The 14494-nt window shown below is 73.4% G+C and carries 14 protein-coding genes, 1 tRNA gene and 1 pseudogene; 13 read left to right on the forward strand and 3 right to left on the reverse strand.

The window, feature by feature from the left end; all coding sequences use genetic code 11:
• The 3 genes from ACI379_RS05325 to ACI379_RS05335 form a co-directional block, all read left to right on the forward strand.
• Nucleotides 1–1154, forward strand: a 1154-nt coding sequence (locus ACI379_RS05325) for a TRCF domain-containing protein (protein WP_439791034.1), incomplete at its 5' end; no start/stop codon positions are given.
• A 64-nt stretch (nucleotides 1155–1218) separates the two neighbouring features.
• Entirely contained in the window at nucleotides 1219–1899 is a 681-nt protein-coding gene (locus ACI379_RS05330; protein WP_439791035.1) for a hypothetical protein, read from the forward strand.
• A gap of 10 nt (nucleotides 1900–1909) precedes the next feature.
• Nucleotides 1910–2569 (forward strand): MazG nucleotide pyrophosphohydrolase domain-containing protein, encoded by a 660-nt coding sequence (locus ACI379_RS05335; protein ID WP_439791036.1) that lies wholly within the window; start codon nucleotides 1910–1912, stop codon nucleotides 2567–2569.
• Here ACI379_RS05335 and ACI379_RS05340 read toward each other — a convergent pair.
• Together ACI379_RS05340 and ACI379_RS05345 are read right to left on the reverse strand one after the other, a co-directional pair.
• Nucleotides 2550–5177, reverse strand: a complete 2628-nt coding sequence (locus tag ACI379_RS05340; protein ID WP_439791037.1) for an esterase-like activity of phytase family protein — start codon at nucleotides 5175–5177, stop codon at nucleotides 2550–2552. The two genes, ACI379_RS05335 and ACI379_RS05340, sit on opposite strands and share 20 nt — an antisense overlap.
• Nucleotides 5178–5292: 115 nt before the next feature.
• The gene (locus ACI379_RS05345) at nucleotides 5293–6531 is read right to left on the reverse strand and encodes an APC family permease (protein WP_439791038.1); all 1239 of its coding nucleotides are present in this window, start codon (nucleotides 6529–6531) and stop codon (nucleotides 5293–5295) included.
• 128 nt (nucleotides 6532–6659) lie between these two features.
• Between ACI379_RS05345 and ACI379_RS05350 the strand changes: the two genes are divergently transcribed.
• The 5 genes from ACI379_RS05350 to ACI379_RS05370 all read left to right on the forward strand — a co-directional run bounded on the left by ACI379_RS05350 (nucleotide 6660) and on the right by ACI379_RS05370 (nucleotide 11169).
• Complete coding sequence (locus tag ACI379_RS05350) at nucleotides 6660–7631, forward strand: hypothetical protein (protein WP_439791039.1); 972 nt, start codon at nucleotides 6660–6662, stop codon at nucleotides 7629–7631.
• Between the two features lie 126 nt (nucleotides 7632–7757).
• Nucleotides 7758–9035, forward strand: coding sequence for a phosphopyruvate hydratase (gene eno / locus ACI379_RS05355; RefSeq protein WP_439791040.1), 1278 nt, complete (start codon nucleotides 7758–7760; stop codon nucleotides 9033–9035).
• 18 nt (nucleotides 9036–9053) lie between these two features.
• A complete protein-coding gene (locus ACI379_RS05360) occupies nucleotides 9054–9689 on the forward strand; it encodes an FtsB family cell division protein (RefSeq protein ID WP_439791041.1) in 636 nt (211 codons plus the stop codon).
• Nucleotides 9690–9739: 50 nt separating this feature from the next.
• A complete protein-coding gene (locus tag ACI379_RS05365) occupies nucleotides 9740–10249 on the forward strand; it encodes a DUF501 domain-containing protein (protein ID WP_439791047.1) in 510 nt (169 codons plus the stop codon).
• Nucleotides 10246–11169: a Ppx/GppA phosphatase family protein gene (locus ACI379_RS05370; protein ID WP_439791042.1), complete on the forward strand. Its 924-nt coding sequence runs from the start codon at nucleotides 10246–10248 to the stop codon at nucleotides 11167–11169. Before ACI379_RS05365 ends, ACI379_RS05370 begins: the two co-directional genes overlap by 4 nt.
• A 14-nt stretch (nucleotides 11170–11183) precedes the next feature.
• Here ACI379_RS05370 and ACI379_RS05375 read toward each other — a convergent pair whose 3' ends face one another.
• On the reverse strand, nucleotides 11184–11918 hold the full coding sequence (locus tag ACI379_RS05375; RefSeq protein WP_439791043.1) for a dienelactone hydrolase family protein: 735 nt from the start codon (nucleotides 11916–11918) through the stop codon (nucleotides 11184–11186).
• 35 nt (nucleotides 11919–11953) lie between these two features.
• Here ACI379_RS05375 and ACI379_RS05380 point away from each other — a divergent pair, with 35 nt between their 5' ends.
• The 5 genes and pseudogenes from ACI379_RS05380 to ACI379_RS05400 form a co-directional block, all read left to right on the forward strand.
• Nucleotides 11954–12832: a uracil-DNA glycosylase gene (locus ACI379_RS05380; protein ID WP_439791044.1), complete on the forward strand. Its 879-nt coding sequence runs from the start codon at nucleotides 11954–11956 to the stop codon at nucleotides 12830–12832.
• Nucleotides 12829–13347: a glycine cleavage system protein R gene (locus tag ACI379_RS05385; protein ID WP_439791045.1), complete on the forward strand. Its 519-nt coding sequence runs from the start codon at nucleotides 12829–12831 to the stop codon at nucleotides 13345–13347. Before ACI379_RS05380 ends, ACI379_RS05385 begins: the two co-directional genes overlap by 4 nt.
• The gene (gene def / locus ACI379_RS05390) at nucleotides 13347–13904 is read left to right on the forward strand and encodes a peptide deformylase (RefSeq protein ID WP_439791046.1); all 558 of its coding nucleotides are present in this window, start codon (nucleotides 13347–13349) and stop codon (nucleotides 13902–13904) included. Before ACI379_RS05385 ends, def begins: the two co-directional genes overlap by 1 nt.
• A 47-nt stretch (nucleotides 13905–13951) precedes the next feature.
• Nucleotides 13952–14025 (forward strand) — tRNA-Leu (locus tag ACI379_RS05395).
• A 65-nt stretch (nucleotides 14026–14090) separates the two neighbouring features.
• Nucleotides 14091–14494: pseudogene (locus ACI379_RS05400) on the forward strand (PHP domain-containing protein); the annotation flags it as partial.

The raw sequence follows: 14494 nt of genomic DNA on the forward strand, positions 1-14494 counted from the left end.
TGGCGGTCACCGGCATCCGCGAGATGTCGACGATCACCACCCCGCCCGAGGAGCGGCACCCGGTGCTCACCTACGTCGGGGCGTACGAGGACCGGCAGGTGGTGGCCGCGATCCGGCGCGAGCTGCTGCGCGACGGCCAGGTCTTCTACATCCACAACCGCGTCAACTCGATCGAGAAGGCGGCGGCCAAGCTGCGCGAGCTGGTGCCCGAGGCCCGCGTGGCCACCGCGCACGGCCAGATGAACGAGAAGCAGCTCGAGCAGGTCATGCTCGACTTCTGGGAGAAGCGCTTCGACGTGCTGGTCTGCACGACCCTGGTCGAGTCCGGCCTCGACGTGTCCAACGCCAACACGATGATCATCGAGCGCGCCGACAACCTGGGCCTCTCCCAGCTGCACCAGCTGCGCGGTCGCGTCGGGCGCTCCCGCGAGCGCGCGTACGCCTACTTCCTCTACCCGGCCGAGAAGCCGCTCACCGAGACCGCCCACGAGCGGCTCGCGACGCTGGCCCAGCACTCCGACCTCGGCGGCGGCATGGCGATCGCGATGAAGGACCTCGAGATCCGAGGGGCCGGCAACCTGCTGGGCGGGCAGCAGTCCGGCCACATCGCCGACGTCGGTTTCGACCTGTACGTGCGCCTGGTCGGGGAGGCGGTGGCCGACTTCAAGGGTGAGGCGGCCGACGAGCTCGCCGAGGTGCGCATCGAGCTGCCCGTCGACGCCCACCTGCCGCACGACTACATCTCCTCGGAGCGGCTGCGTCTGGAGATGTACAAGCGCCTGGCCGAGGTGCGCACCAACGATGACGTCGACGCGATCCGCGACGACCTGCTCGACCGGTACGGCAAGCCGCCGCTGGTCGTGGAGTCGCTGCTCTTCGTGGCGATGTTCCGGGCCCGGGCCCGCCAGGCCCGGATCGGGGAGGTGACGGTGCAGGGCAAGTACGTCCGGTTCGCCCCCGTCGACCTGCCGGACTCCCGCGTCGTACGCCTCCAGCGGGTGTACCCGAAGAGCATCGTGAAGCCTGCCACCTCGACGGTGCTGGTGCCGCGGCCGCAGACCGCAGTCGTCGGGGGACGCCCCATCGATGGGATCGCCCTGCTTGAATGGGCACGCGGCGTCATCGAGGCCGTCATCGATCCACGAGACGCCTGAGCGTCCGAGCAGTTCCGTCCGTCCGGTCACCCCTGCGGCCGGAGACGTCCCCAAGGAGAGACCAGTGAGCGTGCCCCGAGTCAAGACCCTCGCAGTTCTCGGCGTCAGCGTCCTCGCGCTCGCCGGGTGCGGCAGCGCCCGCCCCGGCGTGGCCGTCGAGGTCGACGGCAAGACGGTCTCGCTGTCCGAGGTGGACGCCACCGCCCAGGCGCTGTGCGACGGTCTGGCCCCGCTCAACGAGCAGGCGGGCGGCAACCAGCCGCGCCACGACGCGGGCTCCACGGCGGCCGCGGTCGCGCTGCAGGGTCTGCTGGCCGACCTCCTGGACGAGGAGTACGACATCTCCCCGTCCGCAGCCTTCACCGCCCAGGTCGAGGCGATGCGGGCCGACGCCGTTGCCCAGGGCGTGGCGGAGGAGCACGTGGACGAGATCGTCGACGCACTCGCCAACCAGTACCGCCTCGCCGACGCCCAGGCCCAGGTCGGTGCCGCCGCCATGGCCGCCCAAGGCACCACCGACATCGACCAGCAGCAGGCCCAGGAACTCGGGGGCACGCTGCTCGCGGGCTGGTTCGCGGAGCGCGACATCGAGATCGACCCCCGCTTCGGACTGTCCTTCGAGGGTGGCACGCCGGTCCTGGCCGACACCCGCACCAGCACCGCCGTCAGCGACCTCGCGGTGCTCGCCGCGGACGGCGAGCGCGCGGCCGAGCTGCCCCGCAACCTGCTGTGCACCAGCGACTGATCGAGCCGCTGTGACCGAGGGCGACGGCGCGTCCGGTCGTACGGGCTCCACCGACCCGGTCGGGGAGTTCGTCGCCGTGATGCGGCGCCTGCAGGTCGAGTGCTCCTGGAAGGCGACGCAGACGCACGAGTCGTTGGCGCGCTACCTCCTGGAGGAGACGTACGAGACCCTCGAGGTCCTCGACAGCGGTGACCCCGTTGCGCTGCGCGAGGAGCTGGGTGACCTGCTCCTGCAGGTGGTCCTGCACTCCGTGATGGCCGAGCGGGACGGCGAGTTCACCTTCGACGAGGTGGTCACCGGCATCACGGCCAAGATGGTGCGCCGCAACCCGCACGTCTTCGCCACGGGGGAGGGCCAGGAGCTCTCGCCCGAGGAGGTCGACGAGCTGTACCAGCGGGCCAAGGACACCGAGAAGCAGCGCGGGTCGGTCCTGGAGGGCATCCCGGCTGCGTTGCCGGCGCTGCTGCACGCCGACAAGGTGGCCGAGCGGCTCGCCCGCGCCGGGCAGCCGCTGACGGTCGCGTCCCGGGACGCGGTCGCCGCGGAGCAGGCCGAGGACGTGGGCGAGGCCCTGCTCGCGCTGGTGCTCCGGGCCCGCGCTGAGGGCACGGACCCGGAGCAGGCGTTGCGGCGCGCGGTGGCGCGCCGGGTCAGCGCACCCGGAGCCTGACCTTCGGCGACGTCGAGGCCTTCCACGCGTCGCTGCCGCGCAGGGCCGCCCGCAGGAGGTGGGTCCCGCGGGACAGTCGCACCTTCACGACCGCGCGCCCCTTCTCGAGCCGTACGGTCCGCAGCGTGGTGCCGGCGTCGGTGAGCACGACCTTGCCGGTCACCGGGCCCTTGCCGGAGGCCGGCCTCGCAGAGACGCTCAGCCGGTAGGTGCGGGCACCGACCTTGGTCACCGTCAGCTTCGTGCGGGTGGCGCGCGGGGCGGTGGGCGGGGTGGTCGTGGCGAACACGTCGGTGGCGCGCCCCAGACGCAGCAGCTGGGTCTCCCCGGTGGCGTCCTTGAGCCCGTCGTTGTCGGTGACCGCGTACACCTGGCCGTCGGCACCGACGGTGAGGCCCTCGAGCTTCTCCTGGGTCCACCCGTTCAGGTCCCGCAGCGCGGGGAGCACGTCCACGGCCAGCCGCTTGGTGACGGCGACCGGGGCCGCCGCACTGCCGCCGGTGGCGGGGAGGTCGACGGTGTAGACGCGCTTGAGGGCTGCCGTGGTGCCCATCTGCTTGTCACGCTCGATGACCGCGACGGTGTCGGAGTCGACCGTGGTGATCTCCGAGAGGCCCGTCCAGTCCCCGGCCACGCTCGTCGACTCGAGCTGGTAGGCGAACCAGGTCCACTCGCCGGTGGCGGGGACGTACCGGCCGATCCGTGCGACGCCGGGGCCGTCGACCTCGCCGGTCGCGGCGGCGGTGTCGGTGAACAACGGTCGCTGGAGGACGACGTGGACGACCTCCTCGGCGCCCGAACCGCTGGCCGTCACCCCCTCCAGGCCCCACTTGCCGACCTTCGCGGTGATCTCGGCGGGCAGCTGGACCTCCTCGGCGATCGTGCCGTCGGCCCGCAGCCGGACGAGGGCGTTCGCGGTGCCGGTGGCCCCCTCGACCGCGGCCCAGAAGCCCCCGTCGGGGCGGGCGTGCAGGCCCTCGACGTCCAGTGCCGGCGTGGAGCCGTCGGCCCGCCTCACCTCCACGACGCGGTCGATGACGGCCGGGTGGGAGGAGACGTCGAGCTTGTACAGGCGCGCGGTCCTGTAGGCCGCGTCGCTGGCCGCCCACAGGGCACCGGCGTTGCCGGGCGCGGCGGAGAGTGCTCCCAGAGCGCCCCAGCCGATGGGCTGGCCGTTCGACTCCTCGGCGGAGACGATGCTGGGGAACGCGGGACGGTCCTCGCCGTACGCGTAGACACCGACGCTGGCGCGGACGCCCACGGCGGCCTCGTCGGTCTCGGAGGACACGATGAACAGGTCCCGTCCGGGCACCGGCAGCAGCCCCTCGGGGCCGTTGGTGGTCGGCAGCGCCTGCTCGAACACGGGGTGGGCCGGGTCGGTCAGGTCGTACACGGCGACGAGGTTGCTGCGCTCGGAGCCGACGAACCCGCGGCGCTTGCCGCCGATGGTGGCCACCGCGAGGCCCTCGGGCTCGGCGCCCTTCTTGGCGGCCCGGTCGTTGTTGTGCATCCCGTGGGCGGTGACGATCTTCTCGAACGTGTTGCCGGCGTCCCAGACGACGTCGCCGGTGGTGGTGTCGAAGACGGTCCACCCGCGGGTGCCGCCCTTCCAGTCGCCCTCGTTGGCGGTGGCCACGTGGGTCTCGTCGACCCAGGCGACCGCGTCGGGCTCGCGCGGGGCGGTGACCGTGCCGGTGGGGTTGAACAGTCCGTCCTTGGTGGTGTCGACGCCGCTCACGGTGGCGGTTCCTGCGGAGAAGGCTGACTCGACCGTGCCCGTGGGCAGGTCGATGACGGCGATGCCGTTGTTCTCCTGCAGGGTCACGACGGCCTTGTTGGCCTCGTTCACCGCGACGTACTCCGGCTCGGCGTCCTGGGGCGTGTCCAGCCCTGCGAGGTCGGAGCTGGTGAGGTCGACCCGGCGGTTGGTCCAGGCGGCGGGGGCGCCGACGAGGTCGAGGACCTGGACGAAGCCCGCGGGCGCCTGGGGGAGACCGCCGTCGCCGAGCTCCTCGTCGCGCTGGTTCTCGATGGCGATCGCTGCGTACGCCTGGTCGGGGCTGATCGCGACGGAGTCGGGCTGGCCGCCGAGGTCGATGCTGCGCACCTTGGTCCGGTCCGCGACGGTGTAGACGTCGACGCGTCCGCGCGGGGCGGTGAGGTCGCCGCCGGTCTCGTCGACCACGACCAGCAGGTACGGCCCGACCACCGCCACCGAGGTGGGCTGGTCGTCGGCGTGGCCCGGCACGGCGAGGTCGATGGTGCCGCGTCCCACGGGGGAGGCGGGGTCGGTGATGTCCAGGAAGCCGATCCGCTGCCCCAGCGCGTCGGTGTAGACCACGGTGCGGCCGTCCTCGGTGACGGCCGAGATCTCGGCGACCGTCGGGTCCGAGGCGGGTGTCCCGGCGGGGACGTTGCGGAAGACCGGGTACGTGGCGACCCGGTCGAACCCGCCGGCCGTGGGCGTGGACGCCACGGTGCCGACCACGGCCGCGTCGGCCAGGGTCGCGTCCGCGGCCGGCGCTGCGGTGCCGGGTTGCGCGAGCACCAGCAGGGAGAGGGGGAGGGCGGCGGCAGCGAGGCTGGCCGCGGCTCGTCGTCGGAACATCCGAGCGCCTTTCGTGAGGTCCGGCCCGGCGGGCAGGAGACGCCCGGATGGTTGCGGCCGCTGGTGGAGCGGCGGTGACGTCCACGTGAACGCCGACGGTCGGGGCGCGGACACCTCAGCGACGGCGCAGCACCAGCCACCGTCCGACGAGTCCGATGGCGAGTACGAGCAGCCCCGCTCCGAGGGACGTCGGTGGCAGGGTGGCAGAGAGCACCACGCATCCGGTCATCCCGGCCACCTGCAGCGCCCGCGGCCAGCGCCGTTGGTGGGCGGGCTGGGCGAACGCGGCGGCGTTGGCGACGAAGTAGTAGACGAGGACGCCGAAGGACGAGAAGCCGATCGCCCCGCGGAGGTCGACCAGGCACACCAGCGCCACCACAGCCGCAGCCACGGCCAGCTGCGCCCGGTCCGGCACCCGGTGCACCGGGTCGACGTGCGCGAGCGGCCGCGGCAGGTCGGCCTCGCGCGCCATCGCCAGCATCGTTCGGCCCACCCCGGCCAGCAGGGCCAGGAGCGCGCCGAGACTCGCGGTCACGGCTCCCAGCCGCACCCAGCCGGACGCCCAGTCCGCCCCGACGGCCTGGGTGGCGTCGGCCAGTGGGGCGGTGCTCGTCGTGACGGCGGCGCCCAGCGCCGCCAGCACGGTCGTGCCCACGGCGAGGTAGACCGCCGCCGTGATGCCGAGCGCTGAGCCGATCGCACGGCCCAGCACCTCCGGGCGCCGTACCTCCTCGGCGAGCGTGGCGATGCGGGCGTACCCGGCGAACGTGAAGAAGAGCAGCCCGGCGCCCTGCAGCAGCCCGCGGGCGTCCCCGGGCGCCAGGGCGACGACGCCGTGCGGTGGTCCGGCCGTACGCACCACGACGACGAACCCCACCAGCACGCACAGCGTCACCGCGACCAGCACGGTCGCGACGGTCGCGGTGCGCGTGATGCCGCGCAGGTTCGCCACGCTGAGCGCGACCACCGCCAGCACCGCGGCGACGGGCTGCCAGGCGGGCTGGGCGGGGAGCAGGTAGGCGGCGAAGGCCATCGCCATCGCGGCGCAGGAGGCGGTCTTGCCCACCACGAACCCCCAGCCTGCACAGAAGCCCCACCAGGGTCCGAGCACCACGCGGCCGAAGAGGTACGAGCCCCCGCTCGCCGGGTGTGCGGAGGCGAGCTGCGCGGAGGCGGTGGCGTGGCACAGTGCCAAGGCCCCGGCGATCGTGAGCGACCCCACGAGCCACGACCCTGCTGCCTGGGCGGCAGGGCCCCAGGCGACGAAGACCCCGGCGCCGAGCATCGCTCCCAGCCCCACCAGCGTCGCCCCACGGGTGCCGAGGTGACGGGCGAGGGACGGTTCGGTGCTCACCGCAGCAGTGTGGGGCACCGGGGTGAACGCAGGGTGGCGTCTCGCGGGACGCGCCGGCGGGCGTCCCGGACGGCGAGGGCGGGGGCGGTCGGCGACCCGGCGTTGGAGGCCTGCGGCAGGATCGGCGCATGCGACGCACTGCCACCTGCCTCCTGCTCGCGGCAGCGCTCGCACTGACGGCCTGCACCACCAGCGCGGGTGACGACCAGGACCGCAGGGACGCGAGCGTCGCCGCCGAGGCCGCGCAGCGGACCGGGCTGGAGACGGCGCCGCGGCTGCCCGGCAAGGTCCTGGACACCGTGGGGGTGGTGACCGCGAACTCGTACTGGCGCGTCACGCCGGAGCAGGCCGCGGACGACTGGCGCCGGCTGACCGCGCGCAGGGACGTCGACCTGATCGGCTGGCAGGAGGCCAACTCGGCGCACTTCCGGTCCTTGGCGGACGAGTACGCCGAGAAGGGGTGGACGACCTGGCAGTACGAGGGCGCCCGCACCTCGGGACCGGTGGCCCTGGCGATCACGTACCGCAGCGACGTCTGGGAGCTGGGCGAGGTCACGTGGCAACGTGTCCACGGCCTGCAGGGCCGGCGCGAGGCGCAGGACACCGACGACAAGTTCCCGCCGCGCTGGATCGTCGTCGCCGAGCTGACCCACCGTGCCAGCGGCCGTACGGTCACGCTCGTCAACACCCACCTCGACCACGCCATCGAGACCGGGCAGGAGTTCGCCGACACCCGCAACGGCCGCGCCGCCCGCAAGCACCTGCGGATGCTGGCGACGGTGTGGCGCACCGCGCCCGGTGAGGTCGTCGTCGGCACGGGCGACTACAACTTCGACCACCACGACGACTCGGTGGCCCGGCCGCAGGGCGGGATCACCGACCTCTTCGACGGGCTCGCGGTCTCCTCGTACGAGGCCCTGGGCTACGCGGGGCTCACGCCGTCCCTGCGCACCCGCTGGATCGACTACGTCTTCCTCACCGCGGCCTCGTTGAAGGGGGAGTCCGGCACCGGGACGGCCCAGTTCGCGCGCCACCGGGTGCTGGAGGGCTACCACGCGGACCACCACCCGGTGCTGGCCCGGATCCGGCTGTACCGCTGAGCCCGCGGCCGCGCTGTCCACCGGTCACGGCCGCCCCAGCCCGCGCGCGCGACGGTCGGTAGGCTGACCTCCCGAAAGCCGCAGAGCAAGCGGTCCACCGGTTCCACCTCGTACAGGAGCAACACCATGGCTTCCATCGCAGCTGTCGGCGCGCGCGAGATCCTCGACTCCCGCGGCAACCCCACCGTCGAGGTGGACGTCCTCCTCGAGGACGGTTCCATGGGCCGTGCGGCGGTCCCCAGCGGCGCCTCCACCGGCGCCTTCGAGGCCGTCGAGCTGCGTGACGGCGGCGACCGCTACCTCGGCAAGGGTGTGCAGAACGCGGTCAAGGGCGTGGTCGAGCAGATCGCCGAGGAGATCCTGGGCATCGACGCCGACGACCAGCGCCTCATCGACCAGACGATGCTCGACCTCGACGGCACCCCCAACAAGGCCAAGCTGGGCGCCAACGCCATCCTCGGCGTCTCCCTGGCCACCGCCCGCGCCGCGGCCGAGTCGGCCGGCCTGCCGCTGTACCGCTACGTCGGTGGCCCCAACGCGCACGTGCTCCCCGTCCCGATGATGAACATCCTCAACGGTGGCGCCCACGCCGACACCAACGTGGACATCCAGGAGTTCATGATCGCGCCGATCGGCGCCGCCACCTTCCGCGAGGCGCTGCAGCAGGGCACCGAGGTCTACCACGCGCTCAAGTCCGTCCTGAAGAAGCAGGGCCTGGCGACCGCCGTGGGTGACGAGGGCGGCTTCGCCCCCGACCTGCCCTCCAACCGTGCCGCCCTCGACCTGATCGCCTCGGCGATCGAGTCCACCGGCCTGAAGGTCGGCCGCGACGTCGCCCTGGCCCTCGACGTGGCCGCCTCGGAGTTCTGCACCGACGGCGTGTACACCTTCGAGACCCAGGCCAAGTCGGCCGCCGACATGAGCGCCTACTACGCCGAGCTCGTCGCCGCGTACCCGATCGTCTCCATCGAGGACCCGCTGGACGAGGACGACTGGGACGGCTGGAAGACGCTCACCGACGCCCTGGGCTCCAAGACCCAGCTGGTCGGTGACGACCTCTTCGTCACCAACGTCGAGCGCCTGCAGCGCGGCATCAGCGGCGGCCAGGCCAACGCGATGCTCGTCAAGGTCAACCAGATCGGCTCGCTGTCGGAGACCCTCGACGCCGTCGACCTGGCCCACCGTGCCGGCTACCGCAACATGATGAGCCACCGTTCCGGCGAGACCGAGGACACCACCATCGCCGACCTCGCGGTGGCCACCAACTGCGGCCAGATCAAGACCGGTGCCCCGGCCCGCTCCGAGCGCGTCGCGAAGTACAACCAGCTCCTGCGCATCGAGGACGAGCTCGGTGCTGCCGCCCGGTACGCCGGTGCGGCCGCGTTCCCGCGCTTCGCTGGCTGATCGGGGCACACTGGCCCCATGCCGAGTTCTTCCGACGCACGGTCCCCGCGCCGCCGCACCTCCGGCGACAGCCGTGGACCCAGCACCCGCCCGGGTGCGCGACCCGCGCAGTCGGGTCGACGCACCGGGTCGGCGGAGAACCTCGAGGAGACTGCCGCCTGGACCGGCCCGCTGACCGCGGTGGGCCGGTCCGGTGCGTCCGCCGACGAGCGCTCGCGCGCCCGGCCCACCGGACGGCTGGGGATCCTGCTGCTGGTGGTCGCGGTGCTGGTGGTGTCGTACGCCTCGTCGTTGCGCGCCTACCTCGTCCAGCGTGACCACATCGCCTCCACCAAGGCCGAGATCGCCGAGCGGCAGTCGCGCATCAGCGCCCTGGAGCGCGAGAAGCAGCGCTGGGAGGACCCGGCGTACGTCCAGGCGCAGGCCACCAAGCTGGGCTACGTCAAGATCGGCGAGGTCGGGTTCCTGGTCCTCGACGAGGACGGGTCGCCGCTGGAGAGCGAGGTGGAGCTCTCCGACCCCGACGACGTGCTGAGGACCACGCCGACCCCGTGGTGGTCGAAGGCGTGGGCGTCCATGGAGTCGGCCGGCGACCCGCCGACCGAGGCCGAGAAGCTCCAGACCGACAAGATCATCGACGGAACGAAGAAGTGAACGACGCTGCAGCCGACCGTAGCTCCGACGAGCACGGCAACAACCCCGCGATCGACCCCGCCGACGTGGCGGCCATCGCCGACCAGCTGGGGCGCGCTCCCCGCGGCATCGAGGCCGTGGGCCACCGCTGCCCGTGTGGCAACCCGGACGTGGTGACCACCCGGCCACGGCTGCCCAACGGCACCCCGTTCCCCACCACCTTCTACCTGACCTGCCCGCGGGCGGCCTCCCTCATCGGCACCCTGGAGGGTTCGGGGCTGATGAAGGAGATGCAGGCGCGTCTGGGGGAGGACCCCGAGCTCGCGGCCGCGTACACCGCTGCCCACGAGCAGTACCTCGCGTTCCGCTACTCGCTGGGTGAGGTGCCGGAGATCGAGGGCATCTCCGCGGGTGGCATGCCCGACCGCGTGAAGTGCCTGCACGTGCTCGCCGGTCACGCGCTGGCCGCCGGCCCCGGGGTCAACCCGCTCGGTGACGAGGTGCTGGAGCGCCTGGGCGAGTGGTGGTCGGCGGGACCCTGCGTCGGGGAGTGCGCGCCCGGCGACGGTCCGCAGGCATGAGCACCGGCCCGGTCGCCGCGATCGACTGCGGCACCAACTCGATCAAGCTCCTGATCGCCGACTTCCCCCGTGTGCTGGTGCGCACCTCGCGCGTCGTACGGCTGGGGCAGGGTGTCGACGAGACCGGTCGCCTGGCCGACGAGGCGCTGGAGCGTACGTTCGCCGCGCTCGACGAGTTCGTCGGCATCATCGCCCAGCACGAGGTCCCCACCGAGCGCATCCGCTTCTGCGCGACCTCGGCGACGCGCGACTCCGAGAACTCCGCCGTCTTCACCGACGGGGTGCTCGCCCGACTCGGCGTCCAGCCGCAGGTGCTGTCCGGCGAGGAGGAGGCCGCGCTGGTCTTCGCGGGAGCGACCGGCTTCGTCGAGCCGGCGCCGCCGTCCCCGGTCCTGGTGGTCGACATCGGTGGCGGCTCGACCGAGCTGGTCGTGGGTGACGAGTCCGGTCCCCGGCACGCGATCTCGCTGGACATCGGCGGCGTACGGCTCCACGAGCGCCACCTGCACACCGACCCGCCGACGGCCGCGGAGATCGAGGCGTGCACGGCCGACATCGACGCCGCCCTCGACCTGGCCGCGGAGCGTGCCGGGGTCGACGTGGCCAGCGCGGCGTCCGTGATCGGCACGTCGGGGACGATCAAGACGATCGCGGCCGGCCTGCTCCACCTGGCCTCCTTCGACCGCGACGCCATCGACGGCTCCCACCTCACGCTCGCCGCGACGCACACCTACGTCGAGGACCTGCTCGCCATGACCGTCGCCCAGCGGCGCGAGCTGCCGTACATGCACCCCGGCCGCGCCGACGTCGCCGGCGCCGGCGGGCTGATCTGGTCGCGCATCCTGGCGCGTGCGACCACCGGTGACTACGTCGTCTCCGAGGCCGACATCCTGTACGGGATCGCGGCCTCCATCCGCTGAGACCGGGCGCGGGCTCAGCCGTGCAGGTGGGTCTCGAGGAAGCCCATGACGGCGTCGACGCCTTCCTGCTGACGCTGCTCGGTGACGGTGGAGTGCCCCCGGCCGTCGAACTCGACGCGGATGAACGCGTCCCCGAGCTCGCGGGTCAGGGTGTCGAAGCGGGTGCCGACCATCGGGTCGGTGCGGTAGCGGAGACCGAGGACCTGCTGCCCGGCCGCACAGCGTCCCTTCACGACGTCGAGGTCGCCCGGCGAGAGGTTGAGGTCGGCGGCGCGCGCGGCGCCGACCGCGAACGGCACGCTGGGCTGGCACAGCACCGGCGCGACCGTGTGCTCCTCGACCATCATCGCCAGCGCGAACCCTCCGGTGAAGCACATCCCCAGCGCGCCGACGCCGGGACCGCCGAGCTCGTGGTGCAGGTCGGCGGCCAGGGAGCGCAGCCAGCCGGCCACGGGGGCGGTCCGGCCGGTGCGCCACACCGCGAACTCGCGGCTGACGCACAGACGGGGGAGGACGGCCAGGGTGTCGGAGACGGCGAACGGCCTGCCCGCGGCGCCGAAGAGGTGGGGGAGGACCACCGTGTACCCGGCGTCGACGACCTCCTGGGCGAAGGCGACCACGGCCTCGGTCAGGCCGGGGACCTCGTGGATCACGACCACCCCGGGCCCGCTGCCCTGCCGGTACGTCGGGTGGGTCGTGCCCTCGTGGGTGTGCGTGCCGGCGGTCCACCGGGCCAGTGCGTTCGTCACGGGCGCCAGTGTGGCGCAGCGGTAGCGTCGTGACCATGGGACGCGCGGCGGATCTCGGCAGCGGCGACGGCCCGCTGCTGCCCCACCCGGTGACGGGCGCGCCGTTCCCCAGCCCGGTGCCACCGGGTACGGGGTGGCCCGGCGACCCCGCGGTGCCCAGCACCCCGGTGGCGCGCACGGCCGCCGGCGTACGGCGTCTGGCTGCTGGCGCGGACCTGGACGAGCTGGGGGCGAGGATCAGCGTGTGCCGCGCCTGCCCCCGTCTGGTGGCGTGGCGCGAGGACGTGGCGCGCGACAAGCGGACCTCGTACGCCGACCAGCCGTACTGGGGGCGACCGGCGCCCGGGTTCGGGGAGCCGGACGCGGCGGTCCTGCTGGTGGGGCTGGCCCCGGCCGCGAACGGCGCGAACCGGACGGGTCGGGTCTTCACCGGCGACCCGAGCGCGGAGTTCCTGTTCGCGAGCCTGCACCGGGTCGGCCTGGCCGCGCTGCCCACCAGCGACCACGCCGGTGACGGGCAACGGCTGCTGGGGGCCCGGATGGTGGCCGGCGTGCGCTGCGCCCCGCCGGACAACCGACCCACCCCGGCCGAGCGGGACACCTGTGCGCCGTGGGCGGCGCGGGAGGTGGCACTGCTGCGTCCCGGTCTGCGGGTGGTGGTCGCGCTGGGCGCCTTCGGCTGGCGCGCGGCGCTGTACTCGTTGGAGCAGGCGGGGTTCGAGGTGCCGCGGCCGACGCCGCGCTTCGGCCACGGCGTCGAGGTCGCGCTGCACGACGTGGACGGGGTGGTCCACCTGCTGGGCTGCTACCACCCGTCGCCGCGCAACACCTCGACCGGACGGCTGACCGAGGAGATGAACGACGCGGTCCTGATGCGGGCGCGCGAGCTGGGCGCTGTCACAATGGGCCGGTGACTCTCCACGCCATCACCGTCCTGGGACACGACCGCCCCGGCATCATCGCCGAGACCACCGGCCGACTGGCCGAGCTGGGCCTCAACCTCGAGGACTCCTCGATGACCCGCCTGCGCGGGCACTTCGCGATGACCCTGATCTGCGCGGGGGAGGCCAGCCACGGCCGCATCTCCGCCGCCCTGGCCCCGCTCGCCGGCGACGGCACCCTGACGGTGACCGTCCACGAGCTCCCGCAGGAGGAGGCGGTCGCCGACGCCGGCCGCCCGTACGTCCTGACGGTGCACGGCGGCGACCGCCCCGGGATCGTCTCCTCGGTCGTCCGGGTCGTGGCAGCGGTGGGCGGCAACATCACCGACCTGACCACCCGTCTGGCCGGCGAGCTGTACCTCCTGATCGCGGAGCTCGACCTGCCGGCCGGCGTGGACGCCGGCACCCTGGAGGGTGAGCTGCGGGCGGTCGCTGCGGAGCTGGGCGTCGGAGTGACGCTGCGCGAGGCGGAGGCCGACGAGCTCTGATGGCGGTCAACGAACGGGTCCTGGCATGGACCGAGGCCGAGCTCGGCGTGCCCGGGAACGTGCTCGAGGTGGTGACGGCGCCGGCGCCGGTGCTGTCGGCGCAGGGCGCCGAGGTCGACCCGACCTCGCCCGAGACGGTGCAGCTGGCGGCCGACCTGGTGGCCACGATGCGCGTCTCGCCGGGCTGCGTGGGGCTCGCTGCCCCCCAGGTCGGGGTGAGCGCGAAGGTGTTCAGCGTGGACGTCTCCGAGCACCCGAAGGCCCGCACCCAGCACGGCACGTACGTCCTGTGCAACGCCCGCGTCGTGTCGTCCTCGCGCAACGAGAAGGCCCGCGAGGGCTGCATGAGCGCCCCCGACTTCACCGGTGACGTCAAGCGCGCCACCCGCCTGGTCGTGGAGGGCGAGCTGCCCGGCACGGGCGAGACGGTCACCATCGAGACGGACGCCTTCGAGGCGCGCTGCCTGCAGCACGAGATGGACCACTGCGACGGCTTCCTGTTCCTCGACCGGGTGGCCGGCGCCCACGCCATCTACGCCCGCAAGACGTACCTGTAGTCCCATCGCCGCTCGGGCCCTACCGTTGGTCGAGCCCGTCGGGACCAGCCCCCGTATCCCAATCGGCAGAGGAAGCCGCCTTAAAAGCGGCCCAGTGTGGGTTCGAGTCCCACCGGGGGCACTCCCGCCGCCGCGCGGCGGGGGAGACTGGCGCGACGAGACCGACGCACGGGGGAGAGGACCACGATGGAGGAGTACCGGGGCGGCCCCGTGGCGGCGCTGCGGCGCATCGCGTTCCTGATGGAGCGCCGACGCGAGGAGACCCGCCGCATCGAGGCGTTCCGCAACGCCGCCAAGGTGATCCTCCCGCTCGGCGAGGACGAGGTGGCCGCCCGCGTCGAGGCCGGCACCCTGACCCAGCTCTCCGGCATCGGGCCGAGCACCGCGGCCGTGATCACCGACGCCGTGCGCGGCGTCCTCCCCGCACGGCTGGCGGAGTGGGAGAGGACGGCCGGCCCGCTGGTGCCGGGCGGGCGGGACGTACGGGCGGCGCTGCGCGGCGACCTGCACTCGCACTCGGACTGGTCCGACGGCGGGTCGCCGCTCGAGGAGATGGCGATCACCGCGATGGAGCTCGGCCACGACTACCT

It is taken from the genome of Nocardioides sp., from assembly GCF_051876515.1.
Taxonomy (GTDB): Bacteria; Actinomycetota; Actinomycetes; order Propionibacteriales; family Nocardioidaceae; genus Nocardioides.